Source organism: Rubrivivax benzoatilyticus JA2 = ATCC BAA-35, from assembly GCF_000190375.1.
In the GTDB taxonomy this organism is placed as follows: domain Bacteria; phylum Pseudomonadota; class Gammaproteobacteria; order Burkholderiales; family Burkholderiaceae_C; genus Rubrivivax; species Rubrivivax benzoatilyticus.
Map to the genome: position 1 here is coordinate 1 of NZ_AEWG01000059.1, position 18,352 is coordinate 18,352.

The window sequence follows — 18,352 nt, forward strand, 5'->3', positions numbered from 1 at the left end:
GCTGGCGCGCGGCCGCCGCGGCCTGGCGCCGGTGCCGGCGGCGCTGGGCGCGCTGGCCGCGCTGCTCGCCAGCGGCCTGCTCAACACGCTGGTCGACACGCCGCGTTTCCTGCTGCTGGCGCTGCTGCTGCCCTGGCTGGCGGCGGCCGCGCCGGTCGACTCCCCGCGCGGCGAGGGCCCGCCTGCGCCAGGGCCCGGAGCCGCACCCTAGAATTGCCGGTTGGCCCGCGCCGGCGGGCTCCAGACATCCACAAGGATCGCCGTGTTCATTTCTTCCGCCTTCGCCCAGGCCGCCGCTCCCGCCGGCGGCGCCGAATCCTCGCTCTTCAGCCTGCTGCCGCTGGTGCTGATGTTCGTGGTGCTGTACTTCATCATGATCCGTCCGCAGATGAAGAAGCAGAAGGAGCACAAGGCGATGGTCGAGGCCCTGGCCAAGGGCGACGAGGTCGTCATCGCCGGCGGCGTCATCGGCCGCGTCGCCAAGCTCAGCGACAGCATCATCCACGTCGAGGTCGCCGACGGCGTCGAGCTGCAGGTCCAGCGCGTGTCCGTGCTGCAGGTCCTGCCCAAGGGCTCGTACAAGTAAGAACTCCCGCGGGCGGCCGCCGCGGCCGCGCCCCGTCGCTGTCCAGGAATCTCCATGAACCGCTACCCCTGGTGGAAGTACGCGATCCTCGCCTTCGCCTTCGTGGTCGGCCTGCTCTACACGGTGCCGAACTTCTACGGCGAGGCGCCCGCGGTGCAGGTGTCCTCGGGCAAGGCCACCGTCAAGATGGATCCGGCGATGGTCCAGCGCGTCGAGCAGATCCTGTCGAGCGCGGGGCTGCAGGCCGACTTCGTGCAGCTCGAGGGCGCCTCGGTGCGCGCGCGCTTCGCCGACACCGACACCCAGCTCAAGGCCAAGGACGCGATCAGCCACGCGCTGAACCCGGACCCGAACGACCCGACCTGGGTCGTGGCGCTGAACCTGGTGTCGCGTTCGCCGCAGTGGATGGCCCGCGTCCACGCGCTGCCGATGTACCTGGGCCTGGACCTGCGCGGCGGCGTGCACTTCCTGATGCAGGTCGACATGAAGGCCGCGCTGACGAAGAAGGCCGAGGCCGTCACCGGTGACGTGCGCACGCTGCTGCGCGACAAGAACATCCGCCACGCCGGCATCACCCGCGAAGGCAACAACGTCGAGGTGCGCTTCCGCGAGGCGGCCCTGGCCGAGCAGGCGCGCAACCTGCTCACCGACCAGCTGCAGGACATGACCTGGACGCCGACGGCCGACGCCGGCGGCGACGTCAAGCTCGTCGGCACGCTCAAGCCGCAGGCCGCGACGCGTGTGCAGGAGCAGGCGCTCAAGCAGAACATCTCGACGCTGAACAACCGCGTCAACGAGCTCGGCGTCGCCGAGCCGGTGATCCAGCAGCAGGGCCTGGACCGCGTCGTCGTCCAGCTGCCCGGCGTGCAGGACACGGCCAAGGCCAAGGACATCATCGGCCGCACCGCGACGCTGGAGATCCGCCTCGTCAACGAGACGCAGGAGGCCGTCGACGCCGTGCGCGGTGCCGGCCCGGTGCCGTTCGGCAGCGAGCGTTTCCTCGAGCGCGGCGGCCAGCCGGTCATCGTCTACCGCAACGTCGTGCTGACCGGCGAGAACCTCACCGACGCCCAGCCCGGCTTCGACGGCCAGACGAACGAACCCACCGTCAACCTGACGCTGGACGCGCGCGGCGCCCGCATCTTCAAGGACGTGACGCGCGAGAACGTCGGCAAGCGCATGGCCATCCTGCTCTTCGAGAAGGGCAAGGGCGAGGTCGTCACCGCGCCGGTGATCCGCACCGAGATCGGCGGCGGCCGGGTGCAGATCTCGGGCCGCATGACGACCGAGGAGGCGAGCGACCAGGCGCTGCTGCTGCGCGCCGGCTCGCTGGCCGCGCCGATGGAGATCATCGAGGAGCGTGCGATCGGCCCGAGCCTGGGCGCCGAGAACATCGCCAAGGGCTTCAACAGCGTGCTGTGGGGCTTCGTCGCGATCGCGGTCTTCATGTGCGCCTACTACATGCTGTTCGGCGTGTTCTCGACGCTGGCGCTGGGCTTCAACCTGCTGATGCTGATCGCCGTGCTGTCGATGCTGCAGGCGACGCTGTCGCTGCCGGGCATCGCCGCCATCGCGCTGGTGCTGGGCATGGCGATCGACGCCAACGTGCTGATCAACGAGCGCGTGCGCGAGGAGCTGCGCCACGGCGCGTCGCCGCAGGTGGCGATCAGCGCCGGCTACGAGCGTGCCTGGGGCACCATCCTGGACTCCAACGTCACGACGCTGATCGCCGGCCTGGCGCTGCTGGCCTTCGGGTCCGGCCCGGTGCGCGGCTTCGCCGTCGTGCACTGCCTGGGCATCCTGACCTCGATGTTCTCGGCGGTGATGTTCTCGCGCGGCCTGGTCAACCTCTGGTACGGCCGGCAGAAGAAGCTCAAGTCGGTGTCGATCGGCCAGGTCTGGCGCCCGAATGGCGGCACCGCGGTGCCCGCCGAAGACAAGCAAAACGCCAAGGTCTGAGGGGACGTCATGGAGTTCTTCCGTTTCCGCCGCGACATCCCGTTCATGCGCTACACGCTGGCGCTGAACGTCATCTCGTTCCTGACCTTCCTGGCCGCGGTCTTCTTCATCTTCCACCGCGGCCTGCACCTGTCGATCGAGTTCACCGGCGGCACCGTCGTCGAGGTCGCCTACTCGCAGCCGGCGGACCTGGAGCGCACGCGCCAGGCCGTCGAGACGCTGGGCTTCGGCGAGGTCCAGGTGCAGAACTTCGGCACCTCGCGCGACGTGATGATCCGGCTGCCGATCCGCGAGGGCGAGAAGCAGGACCAGGTCGCCAGCCGCGTCTTCGACGCGCTGTGCAAGGCCGAGAGCGGCAGCGTCGCGACCAAGGAGTACCTGACGCCCCAGGGCGAGCAGGTGAGCCGCCCGTCGTGCTCGGTGGCCGACGGCAGCGAGCCGCTGAAGCTGTCGCGCACCGAACTCGTCGGCCCGTCGGTCGGCGCCGAGCTGGCGCGCGACGGCGCGCTGGCGCTGGCCTTCACGGTGCTGGGCATCATGGGCTACCTGGCCTTCCGCTTCGAGTGGAAGTTCGCGGTCGCCGGCATCATCGCCAACCTGCACGACGTGGTCATCATCCTGGGCTTCTTCGCCTTCTTCCAGTGGGAGTTCTCGCTGGCGGTGCTGGCGGCGATCCTGGCGGTGCTGGGCTACTCGGTGAACGAGTCGGTGGTCATCTTCGACCGCATCCGCGAGACCTTCCGCAAGATGCGCAAGATGTCGACGACCCAGGTCATCGACCACGCGATCACGAGCACCACCAGCCGCACGATCATCACCCACGGCTCGACGCAGATGATGGTGCTGTCGATGCTGTTCTTCGGCGGCCCGACGCTGCACTACTTCGCGATGGCGCTGACGATCGGCATCCTGTTCGGCATCTACTCGTCGATCTTCGTCGCCGCCGGCATCGCGATGTGGCTGGGCGTCAAGCGCGAGGATCTGGTGAAGACGAGCGCCAAGGAGAACGATCCGAACGACCCGAACGCCGGGGCCGTGGTGTAGAGTCAACGCAACGGCCGCCCGCGGCCTTGCACAGACGGACGACCGACCGATGGCGACCGGCGCCCCCAACACCAACCTCGCGAGCCAGGCCCGGCGCCTGTACACCGAGGAACTGGTGAAGGGCCTGCCGGCGCTCGTGCAGGCCGCGCTCGACGGCGCCCGCACCCTCTTCGAGAAGCCCTGCGAACACGCCGCGTTCCAGCGCCGGCGCGACATGATGCAGGGCCTGAACGCCGGCGCGCAGTCCTGGCACCGCGGCCTGGTCAACGGGCTGCGCCACGCGTTGCTGCACGGCGGCTCCACCACCCGGCTGGGTGACCTGCCGTCGATGTCGCCGGGCCAGCTGACGCTGGTCGACGACGACACGATCGAGCTCGAGATCGTCACCTCGCGGCTGGCGCTGGCGATGATGGACCGCGCGTCCTGGGAGTTCGCCGACCTGCGGTCGCGCGTCGCCCACCTGGAAGGGCGCAACGAGCTCGACGCCCACGACATGCTGCGCGCCCACGTGCTGGCGCGCATCGTCTTCGAGGCCTGGCGCTCGTCGGGCCAGACGCTGGCCTCGTGGCGCGAACTGCAGCCGGTGCTGCACGAGGAGTTCGCGCTGCTCGTCGAGGAGGCCTACCACGAGACCAACCGCTGGCTCGCCGAGCACGGCGTGCTGCCCGAGGTCGACCTGCGGCCGTTCATCCGGCGCTCGCGCACGCACCCCGGCGCGCTGCCTGCCGGCTATGCCGTCAGCGACGGGGGGGGCGGCAGGCCGCGCTGACGCCGGCCCGGGCTCGGGCTTCGGCCAGCTGCCGGCGTCGGGGCCGCCGTCGGCCTACGGGCTGGGCAGCGGGCTGATGCGCGGTGTCGGCGAGGAGACGCGCATGATGACGCGCGCCGCGCCGCTGGCGCGCGGGCGCGACCATGCCGAGGCGGTGCTCGGCCGGCTCAACCGGCTGGTCGGCCGCCAGGTGCCGGCGTTCGGCAACTCGACGCGGGCGCTGGCGCTGTCGCCCGGGCTGGCGCGTGCGATCGACACCGCCGAGGCCGGCATCCGCCAGCGCATGACGACGACGGCCGCCGACGCCGAGCCGATGGTCACCACGCCGGTGATGCTGGAAGACATCCAGCAGCGCAAGCAGCAGCTGAAGAAGGCCGCGGCCACGCCCGAGGAGCGCGCCACGATCGAGATCGTCGCGCTGCTGTTCCAGAGCATCCTGACCGAGGAGCGCATCCCGGCGGCGATGCGCGTGTGGTTCGCGCGGCTGCAGATGCCGGTGCTGCGCGTGGCCGTCACCGAGCCCGACTTCTTCGCCACCGTCGACCATCCGGCGCGGCGCCTGATCGACCGCATGGGCGCCTGCGTGATGGGCTTCGACAGCGCGGCGCAGAAGGTCGGCGACGCGCTGGAGCGCGAGATCAAGCGCATCGTCCAGGTCGTCGAGGCCTACCCGGACACCGGCCGGCGCGTCTTCCAGACCGTGCTCACCGAGTTCGAGAAGTTCCTCGAGCACTACTTCCGCAACGAGAACGAGGCCACGCGGCACGGCGTCTCGCTGGCGCAGCAGGTCGAGCAGCGCGAGACGCTGGCGATCCAGTACACGATCGAGCTGCGCCGCATGCTCAACGACATGCCGGTGCAGGAGGGCGTGCGCCAGTTCCTGTTCCACGTCTGGGCCGACGTGCTGGCGACGACCGCCGTGCGCTACGGCGCCCAGGGGCAGGAGACGCGCACGATGAAGCGCGCCGCGGCCGACCTGATCTGGTCGGCCAGCGCCAAGGTCACGCGCGAGGAGCGCGCCGAGGTCATCCGCCGCCTGCCGCCGCTGTTGAAGTCGCTGCGCGAGGGCATGGCCTCGGCCGGCATGGACGCCGAGCGCCAGGACGAGCAGATCCAGCAGCTGAACAACTCGCTGGCCGCGGCCTTCACCGCCAAGACGGCGGCGATCCCCGACGACCGCCTGCGCGAGCTGATGGAGCGGCTGGAGACGCTGGAGGAACTGCTGCCCGACGCCGAGGACGTGCGCATCGACGAGTCGATGGTGCTCGACCTGTCGGGCCACCAGAGCGCCGATCTCGAGGTCGTGCTCGACGGCGGCTCGATGCCGACGCCGGCGATGCTGGCCTGGGCGCGCGAGCTGCAGGTCGGCAGCTGGTTCATGCTCGAGTACCGCGAGCGGCACGAGGCGGTGCAACTGGCCTGGCAGGGCATGCGCCGGCAGCTGTCGCTGTTCGTCAGCGCGCAGGGCCGCTGCGTGCTGTTCCAGCAGCAGCGGCTGGCGTCGTACCTGCAGGCCGGGCTGCTGCTGCCGGCGCAGGACGAGGCGCTGACGGTGCGCGCCACGCGCAGCGCGCTGGCCAAGCTCGACGTCGACGCGTCGCGGCTGCTGAACTGAGGGTTCGGAACGGGCGGCCGCGCTCGGGGCTGAGCCTGGCGCGCAAGGCCTTCCGGCTCAGTGGATCAGCCGGTCTTCGGCGGCGACGAAGAGCTCGTCGAGGATCAGCGCGTCGGGCTCCTCGCCCAGGCTCCAGAAGACCATCAGCACGATGATCTTCAGGTCTTCCAGGCCGATCGGGCCGCTGCCGACGGCGCTGGCGCGGTCGATGACCATCTCGCGCATCGGGGCCGGCAGCACGCCGGCCGACTCGAGGAAGCAGATGAAGCCGATCGACTCTTCGCCGAGCAGGTCGCGCTCGTTCTCGGTGTAGACGCGCAGGCTGCCGGCCGCGGCGCTGCCGACGCTGGTGTCGGCGCTGTGCGCCAGACCTTCGAGCCAGCGTAGCGCTTCCTGGATTTCCTCGGTCTCGAAGCCGACGGCCGACAGCTTTCGCTGGAGCTGCTGGGGCTCGGGACAGGCGTCCGGCCGCCAGTAGTTCTCGTAGAGGTACACGAGGACGTCGAACATGAACCCACTATAACGCAGGGGGGCGGCGGGCGCCGGCGGCCGGCCTTCACCCCGCGACGCGGCGTTGGAAAAGTCCGCCCGGCAGCCGCGCGAGCTGTCCGTCGAGCTCCAGTTCGAGCAGCCGGGCACTCAGTTCGGCCGTCGGCCAGCCGGTGCGCGCGAGCAGCGCGTCCAGCGTCGCCGGCTCGTGGCCGAGCGCGGCGAGCACCGGATCGGCCGGGGTGTCGGCGTCCGGCACGGCCGACAGCGCGGCGGCCGGGCGCGTGCCGCGCAGGACCTCCAGCACGTCGTCGACACCCTCGACGAGCATCGCGCCCTGGCGGATCAGCGCGTGGCAGCCGCGTGACTGCGGCGAGTGGATCGAACCCGGCACCGCGAACACCTCGCGCCCGGCCTCGGCGGCCAGGCGGGCGGTGATCAGCGAGCCCGAACGCGGCGCCGCCTCGACGACCAGCGTGCCGCGCGCCAGCGCCGCGATGATGCGGTTGCGCTGCGGGAAGTGCTCGGGCAGCACCGGTGTGCCGGGGTCGTACTCGCTGACGATCGCGCCGGTCTCGGCGATGCGCCGTGCCAGTGCCTTGTGCCGCGCCGGGTAGACGCGGTCGGGGCCGGTGCCGACGACGGCGACGGTCGCTGCGCCGGCGGCGAGCGCGCCTTCGTGCGCGGCGCCGTCGATGCCGGCGGCCAGCCCGGAGACGATGGTCAGCCCCGCCTCGCCGAGGCCGCGCGCGAACTCGCGGGCGTTGGCCAGGCCCTGCGGCGTCGCCTCGCGGCTGCCGACGATGGCCACCGACTCCGCCGCCAGCAGCTCGGTGCGGCCCTGCACGTACAGCAGCAGCGGCGGATCGGCGGTCTGCAGCAGCAAGGGAGGATAGGCAGGGTCGCCGAGCGTGATCGCGTGGCGCAGCGTCTCTCCGGCCAGCCAGGCGCGGGCGGCGGCCAGCCGGGCCTCGCATTCGGGCGCCGGCCGCGCCATCGTCGCCGCCAGTGCCGGGCCGCCCAGTTCGGTCAGCGCCACCGGCGAGGCCGCCAGCACGGCCTCCGGGCTGCCGAAGGCCGCCAGCAGCCGCCGCGCGCCTTCACGCCCCAGCCCCGGCGTCTGCAGCAGCCGGAACCAGGCGTCGAAGTCGTCCGGGGCGGCCATCGGCGGGCGGCCGTCTCAGGCCTCGATGCGGCCCGGCGCGGCCTTCGCCGTGCCGCGGTGTCGACGCGAACCCGCGGCCGCTGCGGCCCGGCCGGCCCGCTGGCGGCGCCCGGCTTCGCGGGGGAAGGCGCCGAACGCGCCTGCCGGCGCGCTCACGGTGCCGTGAAGCGGTCGCCCGGCTTCACCGGGTCCTTCACGTTGACGATCAGCGCGTAGGACACGCGCTCGAAGACGCTGAAGACGAAGAGCAGCCCGTGGCGTTCGTCGGGCAGCTGGATCGGCGTCTTGCCGCCGCTGGTGGTGTCGAAGTCGGCACGCCCGGCGCGCCACAGCGCCAGCACGTGGCCACGCTCCAGGCCGTCGCGGCGGCCCTTGTTCAGCGCGACGATCTGGTTCTGCCCGGCCGACAGCGCCTCGCCGTAGATCGACGCGATGCGGCCGTCGACCGGCACCGCCGGCGCGTGCGGCGCGTAGGCCGTCAGCTCGCGCTGCGGCACCGGCGACAGGCGGTCGCCGACGCCGGCTTCCATGCGGATCGTGGTCACGACGAAGCTCGCCGGCACGACGCGCGCCTTGCTGTCGGCGTCCGACTGCTCGCTGCCCGGGCGCACGTAGTCGGCGGTGCCGACGTAACGCGCCTCGTAGCCGAGGATCTCGCGCGTCACCGGGTCGCGCAGCGGCTGCGGCTGGCGGAACACGCGGAACTCGCGCGCGCCGCCGAGGTCGCCGAGCACGTAGGCGGTCTCGCCGCGCGACAGCAGCACGCGGCCTTCCTGGGTCGCGACGATGCGCGGCGCCCGCTCGAGCTCGTCGGTGTCGAAGACCACGGCCTCGTTCAGGAACGGGCCGATCAGGTGCAGAGGGATGGCGGCGATGGCGCCGTTGTCCAGCAGCTCGGCACGCACGCGCGGCGACAGGCGCACGGTCTGCGGGTCGGCGGTCATCGACTGGCCGATCTGCAGCGTCGCGCGGCCGTCGCGCTTGACCAGCACCAGCACCTGGCCGGGGTAGATCAGGTGCGGGTTGCGGATCTGGTCGAGATTCATGCCCCAGAGCTCGGGCCAGCGCCACGGGCTCTTCAGGAACAGCTTGGAGATGTCCCACAGCGTGTCGCCGCGCTGCACGACGTGCGAGTCCGGCGCGTCGGGCGCCAGCTCCGACAGCGGCACGCCGGCCTGGGCGACCTGGCGCGCGGTGTCGCGCTGCCCGGGCGTCACGGGGTAGTTCGGTGCAGCCAGCGCCGGCAGGGCGGCGGCGACACCTGCGGCGACGGCGGCCCGCGTGGCCAGCGCTGCCCAGCGCGTGATCTTCATCGGCCTCGGACGGCTCATGGGTCTTTGCTCTCCTCGCAAGGGGCCTCGCCCGGCGGTGCGACAATTCGCAGGGCTGCGGGCGCGAACTGCTCACTTGAATTGGCAGATTCTGCCCGTAAACCCTTGCTGTCGTAACGAAATCGTCGTTGCCGCCGCGCCCGCGTGCAGCCCTTCACGCTGCCGGGCGCCGCGACGTGGCCCGGCTCCGACGACCGGGCGTCCTTCGCCGCCGCACCATGGCCCAACTCCCCATCCTGCGTTATCCCGATCCCCGGCTGCACAAGGTCGCCAAGCCGGTCGCCGCCGTCGACGCGCGCGTCAAGCAGCTCGTCGCCGACATGCTCGAGACGATGTACGAATCCGAAGGCGTCGGCCTGGCCGCGACCCAGGTCGACGTGCACGAGCGCCTGTTCGTCATGGACACCTCGCCCGAGCACGACCAGCCGATGGTCTTCGTCAACCCGCAGATCGTCGCGCGCAGCGAGGAGCTGGTGATCTGGGAAGAGGGCTGCCTGTCGGTGCCGCAGGTCTGGGACAAGGTGACGCGCAACGCGCGTGTCACGGTGCGCGCGCTCGACCGCGAAGGCGCCGAGTTCGAGATCGCGCTCGACGGTCTGGCCGCGGTCTGCGCCCAGCACGAGATCGACCACCTCGACGGCAAGGTGTTCGTCGAATACCTCAGCCTGCTCAAGCGCGAGCGCATCAAGGTGAAGATGGCCAAGCGCACGCGCGAGGAAGCGCGCGGCGCGGCATGAGCCGCTTGCGCGCGGCCTTCGCCGGCACCCCCGAGTTCGCGCGTGTCGCGCTCGACGCGATGCTCGCCGCCGGTTTCGAGGTGCCGCTGGTGCTGACCCAGCCCGACCGCCCGGCCGGCCGCGGCATGAAGCTGCAGGCCTCGCCGGTCAAGCAGTGCGCGCTGGCGCACGGCCTGCCGGTGGCCCAGCCGCGCAGCCTGCGGCTGGACGGCAAGTACCCCGACGAGGCCGCCGCCGGCCGCGCGGCGCTCGAAGCGGCGGCCCCCGACGTGCTCGTCGTCGCCGCCTACGGCCTGATCCTGCCGCAGTGGGTGCTGGACTTGCCGCGCCGGGGCTGCATCAACATCCACGGCTCGCTGCTGCCGCGCTGGCGCGGCGCGGCGCCGATCCACCGCGCGATCGAGGCCGGCGACGCCGAGACCGGCATCACCATCATGCAGATGGACGCCGGCCTGGACACCGGGCCGATGCTGCTGAAGCAAGCGCTGCCGATCGCCGCCGACGACACGACGGCGACGCTGCACGACAAGCTGGCGGCGCTCGGCGCGCGTCTGGTCGTCGACGCGCTCGGCCGGCTCGATGCGCTGCCGCCGCTGCCGCAGCCCGAAGCAGGCGCCAACTACGCCGCGAAGATCGAGAAGGCCGAAGGCGCCGTCGACTGGACGCTGCCGGCGGCGGTCATCGAACGCCGCGTGCGCGCCTTCGACCCCTTTCCCGGCTGCAGCTTCACGCTCGACGGCGAGGCGTTCAAGCTCTGGCGCGCGGCGGTCGTGCCCGGCGCCGGCGAGCCCGGCGCCGTGCTCGCGTCGGGCGACGGCGGGCTGGTCGTCGCCTGTGGCGACGGCGCGCTGGAGCTGCGTGAACTGCAGCGCACCGGCGGCCGGCGCGTGCCGGCGCGCGAGTTCCTGAAGGGCCGGCCGGTGGCCGCGGGCACGCGCCTGGGCTGAACGGCGGCACTCAAGCCGCCGCCGCGGCGGCCGATATTCCGGCGGTGAAGACCTTCCGCCACCGCCTCCCGTTGCGCCTCGCGGCCGCCGTCGTGCTGCCGCTGGCTGTCGCCGGCTGCGACCAGCTCGGCATCGAGTCGGCGTCCGCCGTCGCCGCCAAGAAGGACGCCGACGGGCGCGCCATCGGTGCCGCCTGCCGCCATGCCGGCCGCGCCATCGAGGACTGCTTCGGCATGAACAAGAAGGCCGACAAGGCCGCCGTGTTCGCCGGCTGGAAGGAGATGAACGACTACATGCGCGAGAACAATCTCGAGGTCGTTCCGCCGCAAGGCGCTACCGCAGTCGCCAAGGACGCGGCGCCCGCGGACGCCAAGGACGACGAGCCGGCGGCCGAGGCCGGCAACAAGAAGCACTCCTGACGACGCTTCGTCGGCCCCGGCTGCGTTTCGTCGCGCCGCCGTCGCGCCCGGCCGCAGCCGCCGGCACAGTGCGCTCCATGCACCTGGAGCCCACGATGAAACGCCTGCTGTCCACCGCCGCCGTCGCCGCGATGTCCGCCGTCTTCGCCGCGTTCACCGCCTTTGCCGCCACGCCGGCGCAGGCCGCCCCCACCAGCCAGGCGCGCAGCGCCTCGGGGTTCACGGCGATCGAGCTGGAAGGCCCGGTCGACCTCGTCGTGCGCGCCACCGGCCGGGAGTCGGTGCAGGTCGAGGCCGAGGCCGCCGACCTGGCGCGGGTCGAGACCCTGGTCGAGGAGCGCCGCGGCGTGCGCACGCTCGTCGTGCGCCTGCGCGAGGAGCGCGGCTTCACGTGGTCCCGCCCGGTCCGGGCCACGGTCGAGGTCGTGCAGCTCGCGCGGCTGGCGGTCAAGGGCTCGGGCGACGCCGTCGTCGAAGGCCTGAAGACGCCGTCGCTGGCCGTCGCGCTGGCCGGTTCGGGCGACGTCAAGCTGCGTGGGCTGGACGCCGGCGCGCTGACGGTGTCGATCGCCGGCAGCGGCGACGTTGCCGCCGACGGCCGTGCCGCCCAGCTGTCGCTGAAGATCGCGGGCAGCGGCGACGCCGACCTCGCCGCGCTGCGCGCCGACAGCGCCACCGTCTCGATCGCCGGCAGCGGCGACGCCGACGTCACCGCCGACGCGAGCCTGTCGGTGTCCATCGTCGGCTCCGGCGACGTGCGCCACGGCGGCACCGCGACGCCGGCCGTCAGCGTGCTCGGCAGCGGCTCGGTGCGCCGCCGCTAGTCCCCGCGCGGGCGGCCCGGGCGGGCCGATGGGACAATGGGCCCATGTCTGATGGGATGTTCGGCTGGCGCCACCCGGAGTTCCGGCGTGGCGCCCGCGAGATTGCCGGCATCCTGCCCGGCATCGGCGCCTGGGGAATGATCACCGGCGTCGCGATGATCAAGGCCGGCCTGTCGGTGCCGGCGGCGATGGCGATGACGCTGCTCGTCTACGCCGGATCGGCGCAGCTGGCGGCGCTGCCGCTGCTGGTGGCCGGCGCGCCGGTCTGGGTGATCTGGGCGACGGCCTTCTGCGTCAACCTGCGCTTCGTCATCTTCAGTGCCCAGTGGCGGCCGTACTTCGCGCCGTTCCCACGCGCCGAACGCGCCCGCATGGCGTACTTCAGCGGCGACCTGAACTACATCCTGTTCATGCGTCGCTTCCCCGAGCCGGTGCCGTCGCCCGAGCAGAAGCCGTACTTCTGGGGCGGGGCGATCTCCAACTGGTTCGCCTGGCAGATCCCGTCGATCGCCGGCATCTTGCTGGCCGACGTGATCCCGACCGAGTGGGGCATCGGCTTCGCCGGCACGCTGGCGCTGATCGGCCTGGCCTGCTCGCTGCTGGGCAGCCGCTCGTCGCTGGTGGCCGCCGGTGTCGCCGGTTGTGCCGCGGTGGCGGCCTACGCGCTGCCGCTGCGGCTGAACATCCTCGTCGCGATCGCCGCGGCCGTGGCCATCGGCCTGCTGATGGACCGCTCGCGCCCCGGCCCGGCGACGCCGGTCGGAGGCTCGCGATGAGCGACTGGGCCGAGGCGCTGCGCCTGGCGCTGACGATCGCCGGACTGGCGGTCATCACGGTGCTCACCCGGGCCTTCTTCATGCTGCCCGAACGCGAGCTGCCGATGCCGGGCTGGCTGCGTGAAGGCCTGCGCTACGCGCCGCTGGCGGCGTTGATGGCGGTCGTCGCGCCCGAGGTCGTGATGTCGCAGGGGCAGCTGATCGACACCTGGCGCGACCCGCGGCTTTTTGCCGCCGCCGCCGGCGCGGGCTGGTTCTTCTGGCGCCGCGGCATCCTCGGCACCATCGTCGTCGGCAGCGCGGTGATGGTGGGGCTGCGCGCGGGGCTCGGCTGGTAGCTCCGCGCCCGGCGGGGATGCGACACTAGCGGCCGTCTTTCGTCAGCCTGTCGCTCAACACCCATGAACGTCCTGCGCTTTTCCGACCTCGCCGCCGCCGGCCGCGCCCGCGGCCAGCGTGTCTTCATCCGAGCCGACCTCAACGTGCCGCTGTCCGACGACGGCCAGATCACCGAGGACACGCGCGTGCGCGCCTCGGTGCCGTGCATCCAGATGGCGCTGGACGCCGGTGCTGCGGTGATGGTCACCTCGCACCTGGGCCGCCCGACCGAAGGCGAGTTCAAGCCCGAGGACTCGCTGGCGCCGGTCGCCAAGCGCCTGGGCGAGCTGCTCGGCCGCGAGGTGCCGCTGGTCGCCGACTGGGTCGACGGCGTAGCCGTCCAGCCCGGCCAGGTCGTGCTGCTGGAGAACTGTCGCGTCAACAAGGGCGAGAAGAAGAACAAGGAAGAGCTGGCGCGCAAGATGGCCGCGCTGTGCGACATCTTCGTGCACGACGCCTTCGGCACCGCGCACCGCGCCGAGGCCAGCACCTACGGCATCGCCGAGTACGCCAAGATCGCCTGCGCCGGCCCGCTGCTGGCTGCCGAGATCGACGCCATCAGCAAGGCGCTGGCCAACCCGAAGCGGCCGTTGGTGGCCATCGTCGCCGGCAGCAAGGTCAGCACCAAGCTGACGATCCTGCAGAGCCTGGCGAAGAACGTCGACGGCCTGATCGTCGGCGGTGGCATCGCCAACACCTTCCTGCTGGCCGCCGGCCTGAAGATCGGCAAGAGCCTGGCCGAGCCCGATCTCGTCGGCGAGGCCAAGGCCGTCATCGAGGCGATGAAGGCCCGTGGCGCCGAGGTGCCGATTCCCGTCGACGTCGTCACCGCCAAGACCTTCGCCGCCGACGCGCCGGCCACCGTCAAGGCTGCCGCCGACGTCGCCGACGACGACCTGATCCTCGACATCGGCCCGAAGACCGCGGCGCTGCTGGCCGACAAGCTGAAGGCCGCCGGCACCATCGTCTGGAACGGCCCGGTCGGCGTCTTCGAGTTCGACGCCTTCGCCCACGGCACCGAGACGGTGGCGCGCGCGATCGCCGCCAGCGACGCCTTCAGCATTGCCGGCGGCGGCGACACGCTGGCCGCGATCGCCAAGTACGGCATCGAACAGGACATCGGCTACATCTCCACCGGCGGTGGCGCCTTCCTCGAGGTGCTCGAGGGCAAGACCCTGCCGGCCTTCGAGATCCTGTCGCGCCGCGCCGCCGGCTGAGCACGAGGCACGCACGCGCCGCGTGGGGTCAGGTCTCGCGAGACCTGACCCCGTCTTTCTAGTCTTTCCGCACACGCCGCAGGGGGTCAGGTCTTGCAAGACCTGACCCCGCCTTTCTGACCCCGCTTCTCGACGGCTTAGGGTCAGGTACCGTACCCGCTCCCGCCCTGGCCGCAACCGTCGCCGCCGCGCGAACAGGAGGCTCACCGTGAACACCCCCCTCTCCGACGCCGAACGCGCACTGCGCGAGGCGGCGCTGGACTACCACCGCGCGCCAGTGCGCGGCAAGATTTCCGTCACGCCGACCAAGCCGCTGTCCAACCAGCGCGACCTGTCGCTCGCCTATTCGCCAGGCGTCGCCTACGCCTGCCTGGCGATCGAGGAAGACCCGGCGCTGGCCGCCGAGTACACCTCGCGCGCCAACCTGGTGGCCGTCGTGACCAACGGCACCGCGGTGCTGGGCCTGGGCGACATCGGCCCGCTGGCCGGCAAGCCGGTGATGGAAGGCAAGGGCTGCCTGTTCAAGAAGTTCGCCGGCATCGACGTCTTCGACATCGAGCTCGCCGAACGCGACCCCGACAAGCTCGTCGAGATCATCGCCGCGCTGGAGCCGACGCTGGGCGGCGTGAACCTCGAGGACATCAAGGCGCCCGAGTGCTTCTACATCGAGCGCCGCTTGCGTGAGCGCATGAACGTGCCGGTCTTCCACGACGACCAGCACGGCACGGCGATCATCTCGTCGGCAGCGCTGCTCAACGCGCTGGAGCTCGTCGGCAAGGACATTGCCAGCGTCAAGCTGGCGGTCTCGGGCGCCGGGGCCGCGGCCATCGCCTGCCTGGACCTGATGGTCGACCTCGGCGTGCGGCGCGAGAACGTCTGGGTCTGCGACTCCAAGGGCCTGATCCAGTCCGAACGTGCCGACGTGCTGGCCGGCAAGCTCGACGAGTCGAAGATGCGCTACTGCCAGCGCAGCACCGGCCGCACGCTGGCCGACGCCGTGGCCGGGGCCGACGTCTTCCTCGGCTGCTCGGCCGCCGGCGTGCTGACGCCCGAGATGGTGGCGACGATGGCCGCGCAGCCGGTGATCCTGGCGCTGGCCAACCCCGAGCCCGAGATCCGCCCCGAACTGGCCAAGGCCGTGCGTCCGGACTGCATCATCGCCACCGGCCGCAGCGACTACCCGAACCAGGTCAACAACGTCCTGTGTTTCCCGTACATCTTCCGCGGGGCGCTGGACTGCGGCGCGACGAAGATCACCGAGGCGATGAAGGTCGCCTGCGTGCACGAGATCGCCGCGCTCGCCAAGGCCGAGGCCAGCAGCGAGGTCGCCGCGGCCTACGCCGGCAAGGAACTGAAGTTCGGTCCCGACTATCTGATCCCGACGCCGTTCGACGCCCGCCTGATCCTGCGCATCGCGCCGGCGGTGGCCAAGGCGGCGGCCGAGTCCGGCGTCGCGACGCGGCCGATCGCCGACCTGGATGCCTATCGCCAGTCGCTGACGCGCTTCGTCTACCAGACCGGCATGTTCATGCGCCCGGTGTTCAACGCCGCCAAGGCGCGCCCGGCGCGTGTCGTCTACGCCGAGGGCGAGGACGAACGCGTGCTGCGTGCGGTGCAGGCCGTGCTCGACGAAGGGCTGGCGCGGCCGATCCTCGTCGGCCGCCCGGGTGTCATCGCCGAACGTGCGGCGCAGGCCGGGCTGCGGCTCGAAGCCGGCCGCGACTACGAGGTCGTCGACCCGGCCGACCATCCGCGCTACGACGAGTACTGGCAGGCCTACCACCGCCTGATGGGCCGCGACGGCATCTCGCCCGAAGCGGCGCGCACGACGGTGCGGCGCTCGCACACGCTGACCTCGGCGCTGATGGTGCGCCGCGGCGAGGCCGACGCGATGGTCTGCGGCCTCGCCGGGCGCTACGACTCGCATCTGGAACACGTGCGTGCGGCGATCGGCCTGAAGCCGGGCGCCAGGACGCTCGCGGCGATGAACGCCCTGCCGCTGGACAGCGGCACGCTGTTCGTGGCCGACACCTTCGTCAACGAGGAGCCCAGCGCCGAGCAGCTCGCCGAGATCGCGCTGATGGCCGCCGAGGAGGTGCAGCGCTTCGGCCTGCCGCCGAAGGTGGCCTTCCTGTCGCACTCGATCTTCGGCTCGTCGGCGCGGGCTTCGGCCCGGCGCATGCGCGCCGCACGCGACCTCTTCGTGCAGATGGCGCCGCACATCGAGTGCGACGGCGAACTGCATGGCGACGCCGCGCTGTCGGCCGAGGTGCGCGCACGCTACCTGCCCGACAGCACGCTGACCGGCAGCGCCAACGTGCTGGTGCTGCCCAATCTGGACGCCGCCAACATCCTGTTCAACGTGCTGAAGATGACCAGCGGCCACGGCGTCACCGTCGGTCCGATGCTGCTGGGCACGGCGGCGCCGGCGCACATCCTGACGCCGTCGGCCACCGTGCGCCGGGTCATCAACATCACCGCGCTGGCGGTGGCCGAGGCGGTGGCGCTGGCGGCCGTGCGACAAGCCACGAGGTAATCAGGCCGTACCCGGGCAAACATGGCGGCGGCAGGTCTTCTGCCCATAATTGCAGGCGCTGGGTTTCCAGCGTTTCGAGAAAAGAGCCGCCATGCGTGCCACGAAGATCGTCGCCACCCTCGGCCCCGCCTCCTCTTCGCCGGAGGTGCTGGAGGCGATGATCCGTTCCGGCGTCGACGTCGTGCGCATGAACTTCTCGCACGGCAAGGCGCAGGACCACATCGACCGCGCCAACCTCGTGCGCCAGGTCGCCGCCGCGGCGGGCAAGGAGGTCGCCATCATGGCCGACCTGCAGGGCCCGAAGATCCGCGTCGGCAAGTTCGCCGAAGGCAAGGTCGAGCTGCAGAACGGCGCGCGCTTCGTGCTCGACGCCTCGCGCAGCGAGCCCGGCGACGTCGAATGCGTCGGCCTGGACTACAAGGACCTGCCCCGCGACGTGCGCCCCGGCGACACGCTGCTGCTCAACGACGGGCTGATCAAGCTGTCGGTCGAGCAGGTGGTCGGCGACCGCGTCGTCACCCGCGTCGTCGTCGGCGGCGAGCTGTCCAACAACAAGGGCATCAACAAGGCCGGCGGCGGGCTCACCGCACCGGCGCTGACGGCCAAGGACATGGAGGACATCCGCACCGCGATGAGCTTCCAGGCCGACTACGTCGCCGTCAGCTTCCCGAAGAGCGCCACCGACATGGAGATGGCGCGCCAGCTGTGCAACGTCGCCGGCGAACCCTGGCGCCACAAGCCGGGGCTGATCGCCAAGATCGAGCGCAGCGAGGCCATCCCCGTGCTCGAGCAGATCCTGAGGGCCTCCGACGGCATCATGGTCGCGCGTGGCGACCTCGCGGTCGAGGTCGGCAACGCCGCGGTGCCGGCGCTGCAGAAACGCATGATCCGCATGGCGCGCGAGGCCGACAAGATCGCGATCACCGCCACGCAGATGATGGAGTCGATGATCGTCAACGCGGTGCCGACACGCGCCGAGGTCAGCGACGTCGCCAACGCCGTGCTCGACGGCACCGACGCGGTGATGCTCAGCGCCGAGACCGCCGCCGGCCGCTACCCGGTCGAGACCATCCAGCAGATGGCCGCGATCGCGCTCGAGGCCGAGGCCGCCGACGACTTCCGCCTCGAGACCGACTTCGCCAACAAGCGATTCGGCCGCATCGACCAGTCGATCGCGATGGGCGCGCTGTTCACCGCCCACCACTTGGGCTGCCGCGCGATCCTGGCATTGACCGAGTCGGGCTCGACGGCGCTGTGGATGAGCCGCCACCACATCAAGGTGCCGATCTACGGCCTGACGTCTTCGTCGGCGCCGCAGCGCCGCATGACGCTGTACCGCAACGTCACGCCGCTGCTGGTGCCCAAGTTCACCGACCGTGACGAGGCGCTGGCCGCAGCCGAGCGCGTCCTCGTGCAGCGCGGCGTGCTGCGCCCGGGTGACACCTACGCGATCACCTGCGGCGAGCCGATGGGCCACCCCGGCGGCACGAACATGCTCAAGGTCTGCCGCGTCGGCTGACCGGGGCAGCGTCGAGGCGACGCCGGGCCACCGGCATGCCA

Annotated in this window: 18 protein-coding genes; 15 read left to right on the forward strand and 3 right to left on the reverse strand. The window is 71.7% G+C overall.

Annotated features, from left to right (window positions below; translation table 11 throughout):
• From RBXJA2T_RS20335 to RBXJA2T_RS06125, 6 genes are all read left to right on the forward strand, one after another.
• A partial coding sequence (locus RBXJA2T_RS20335) for a hypothetical protein (protein ID WP_039956519.1) occupies positions 1-211 on the forward strand: 211 nt, incomplete at its 5' end.
• 51 nt (positions 212-262) lie between these two features.
• Complete coding sequence (gene yajC, locus RBXJA2T_RS06105) at positions 263-586, forward strand: preprotein translocase subunit YajC (protein WP_009856461.1); 324 nt, start codon at positions 263-265, stop codon at positions 584-586.
• 54 nt (positions 587-640) lie between these two features.
• Positions 641-2,545 carry a protein translocase subunit SecD gene (gene secD / locus RBXJA2T_RS06110; protein WP_009856462.1) on the forward strand — a complete coding sequence of 635 codons (1,905 nt, stop codon included), beginning with the start codon at positions 641-643 and terminating at the stop codon, positions 2,543-2,545.
• 9 nt (positions 2,546-2,554) lie between these two features.
• Complete coding sequence (gene secF / locus RBXJA2T_RS06115; RefSeq protein WP_009856463.1) at positions 2,555-3,589, forward strand: protein translocase subunit SecF; 1,035 nt, start codon at positions 2,555-2,557, stop codon at positions 3,587-3,589.
• 49 nt (positions 3,590-3,638) lie between these two features.
• On the forward strand, positions 3,639-4,358 hold the full coding sequence (locus tag RBXJA2T_RS20675; RefSeq protein WP_237704859.1) for a DUF1631 family protein: 720 nt from the start codon (positions 3,639-3,641) through the stop codon (positions 4,356-4,358).
• On the forward strand, positions 4,321-5,973 hold the full coding sequence (locus RBXJA2T_RS06125; RefSeq protein ID WP_237704860.1) for a DUF1631 family protein: 1,653 nt from the start codon (positions 4,321-4,323) through the stop codon (positions 5,971-5,973). Before RBXJA2T_RS20675 ends, RBXJA2T_RS06125 begins: the two co-directional genes overlap by 38 nt.
• Positions 5,974-6,030: 57 nt before the next feature.
• Here the strand turns inward: RBXJA2T_RS06125 and RBXJA2T_RS06130 are convergent, their stop codons facing one another.
• The 3 genes from RBXJA2T_RS06130 to RBXJA2T_RS06140 all read right to left on the reverse strand — a co-directional run bounded on the left by RBXJA2T_RS06130 (position 6,031) and on the right by RBXJA2T_RS06140 (position 8,958).
• Entirely contained in the window at positions 6,031-6,483 is a 453-nt protein-coding gene (locus RBXJA2T_RS06130) for a Smg family protein (protein WP_009856464.1), read from the reverse strand.
• Positions 6,484-6,529: 46 nt separating this feature from the next.
• Positions 6,530-7,627, reverse strand: a complete 1,098-nt coding sequence (gene dprA / locus RBXJA2T_RS06135; protein WP_009856465.1) for a DNA-processing protein DprA — start codon at positions 7,625-7,627, stop codon at positions 6,530-6,532.
• Between the two features lie 152 nt (positions 7,628-7,779).
• Complete coding sequence (locus RBXJA2T_RS06140) at positions 7,780-8,958, reverse strand: LysM peptidoglycan-binding domain-containing protein (RefSeq protein WP_029718598.1); 1,179 nt, start codon at positions 8,956-8,958, stop codon at positions 7,780-7,782.
• Positions 8,959-9,176: 218 nt separating this feature from the next.
• On the opposite strand from RBXJA2T_RS06140, the gene def reads away from it, so the two are divergent.
• The 9 genes from def (at position 9,177) to pyk (ending at position 18,311) form a co-directional block, all read left to right on the forward strand.
• Entirely contained in the window at positions 9,177-9,695 is a 519-nt protein-coding gene (gene def / locus RBXJA2T_RS06145; protein ID WP_009856467.1) for a peptide deformylase, read from the forward strand.
• Between the two features lie 5 nt (positions 9,696-9,700).
• The gene (fmt, locus tag RBXJA2T_RS06150; RefSeq protein WP_029718599.1) at positions 9,701-10,642 is read left to right on the forward strand and encodes a methionyl-tRNA formyltransferase; all 942 of its coding nucleotides are present in this window, start codon (positions 9,701-9,703) and stop codon (positions 10,640-10,642) included.
• 44 nt (positions 10,643-10,686) lie between these two features.
• Entirely contained in the window at positions 10,687-11,061 is a 375-nt protein-coding gene (locus RBXJA2T_RS06155) for a hypothetical protein (protein ID WP_009856469.1), read from the forward strand.
• A gap of 95 nt (positions 11,062-11,156) precedes the next feature.
• A complete protein-coding gene (locus tag RBXJA2T_RS06160) occupies positions 11,157-11,885 on the forward strand; it encodes a head GIN domain-containing protein (RefSeq protein WP_009856470.1) in 729 nt (242 codons plus the stop codon).
• A gap of 56 nt (positions 11,886-11,941) precedes the next feature.
• Complete coding sequence (locus RBXJA2T_RS06165; RefSeq protein WP_009856471.1) at positions 11,942-12,661, forward strand: AzlC family ABC transporter permease; 720 nt, start codon at positions 11,942-11,944, stop codon at positions 12,659-12,661.
• Positions 12,658-12,999: a branched-chain amino acid transport AzlD family protein gene (locus RBXJA2T_RS06170; protein WP_009856472.1), complete on the forward strand. Its 342-nt coding sequence runs from the start codon at positions 12,658-12,660 to the stop codon at positions 12,997-12,999. The genes RBXJA2T_RS06165 and RBXJA2T_RS06170 overlap by 4 nt, the downstream gene beginning before the upstream one ends.
• Before the next feature lie 63 nt (positions 13,000-13,062).
• Entirely contained in the window at positions 13,063-14,256 is a 1,194-nt protein-coding gene (locus RBXJA2T_RS06175; RefSeq protein ID WP_009856473.1) for a phosphoglycerate kinase, read from the forward strand.
• Between the two features lie 208 nt (positions 14,257-14,464).
• Positions 14,465-16,792 carry an NADP-dependent malic enzyme gene (locus RBXJA2T_RS06180; protein ID WP_009856474.1) on the forward strand — a complete coding sequence of 776 codons (2,328 nt, stop codon included), beginning with the start codon at positions 14,465-14,467 and terminating at the stop codon, positions 16,790-16,792.
• A 91-nt stretch (positions 16,793-16,883) separates the two neighbouring features.
• Complete coding sequence (gene pyk, locus RBXJA2T_RS06185) at positions 16,884-18,311, forward strand: pyruvate kinase (protein WP_009856475.1); 1,428 nt, start codon at positions 16,884-16,886, stop codon at positions 18,309-18,311.
• Positions 18,312-18,352: the final 41 nt, after the last annotated feature.

What these genes read in the sequence shown, in the direction of transcription:
- secD (WP_009856462.1), top strand. Translation starts at nt 641, where the DNA reads ATGAACCGCTACCCCTGGTGGAAGTACGCGATCCTCGCCTTCGCCTTC.
- secF (WP_009856463.1), top strand. Translation starts at nt 2,555, where the DNA reads ATGGAGTTCTTCCGTTTCCGCCGCGACATCCCGTTCATGCGCTACACG.
- RBXJA2T_RS20675 (WP_237704859.1), top strand. Translation starts at nt 3,639, where the DNA reads ATGGCGACCGGCGCCCCCAACACCAACCTCGCGAGCCAGGCCCGGCGC.
- RBXJA2T_RS06125 (WP_237704860.1), top strand. Translation starts at nt 4,321, where the DNA reads ATGCCGTCAGCGACGGGGGGGGCGGCAGGCCGCGCTGACGCCGGCCCG.
- RBXJA2T_RS06130 (WP_009856464.1), bottom strand. Translation starts at nt 6,483, where the DNA reads ATGTTCGACGTCCTCGTGTACCTCTACGAGAACTACTGGCGGCCGGAC.
- dprA (WP_009856465.1), bottom strand. Translation starts at nt 7,627, where the DNA reads ATGGCCGCCCCGGACGACTTCGACGCCTGGTTCCGGCTGCTGCAGACG.
- RBXJA2T_RS06140 (WP_029718598.1), bottom strand. Translation starts at nt 8,958, where the DNA reads ATGAGCCGTCCGAGGCCGATGAAGATCACGCGCTGGGCAGCGCTGGCC.
- def (WP_009856467.1), top strand. Translation starts at nt 9,177, where the DNA reads ATGGCCCAACTCCCCATCCTGCGTTATCCCGATCCCCGGCTGCACAAG.
- RBXJA2T_RS06160 (WP_009856470.1), top strand. Translation starts at nt 11,157, where the DNA reads ATGAAACGCCTGCTGTCCACCGCCGCCGTCGCCGCGATGTCCGCCGTC.
- RBXJA2T_RS06165 (WP_009856471.1), top strand. Translation starts at nt 11,942, where the DNA reads ATGTTCGGCTGGCGCCACCCGGAGTTCCGGCGTGGCGCCCGCGAGATT.
- RBXJA2T_RS06170 (WP_009856472.1), top strand. Translation starts at nt 12,658, where the DNA reads ATGAGCGACTGGGCCGAGGCGCTGCGCCTGGCGCTGACGATCGCCGGA.
- RBXJA2T_RS06175 (WP_009856473.1), top strand. Translation starts at nt 13,063, where the DNA reads ATGAACGTCCTGCGCTTTTCCGACCTCGCCGCCGCCGGCCGCGCCCGC.
- pyk (WP_009856475.1), top strand. Translation starts at nt 16,884, where the DNA reads ATGCGTGCCACGAAGATCGTCGCCACCCTCGGCCCCGCCTCCTCTTCG.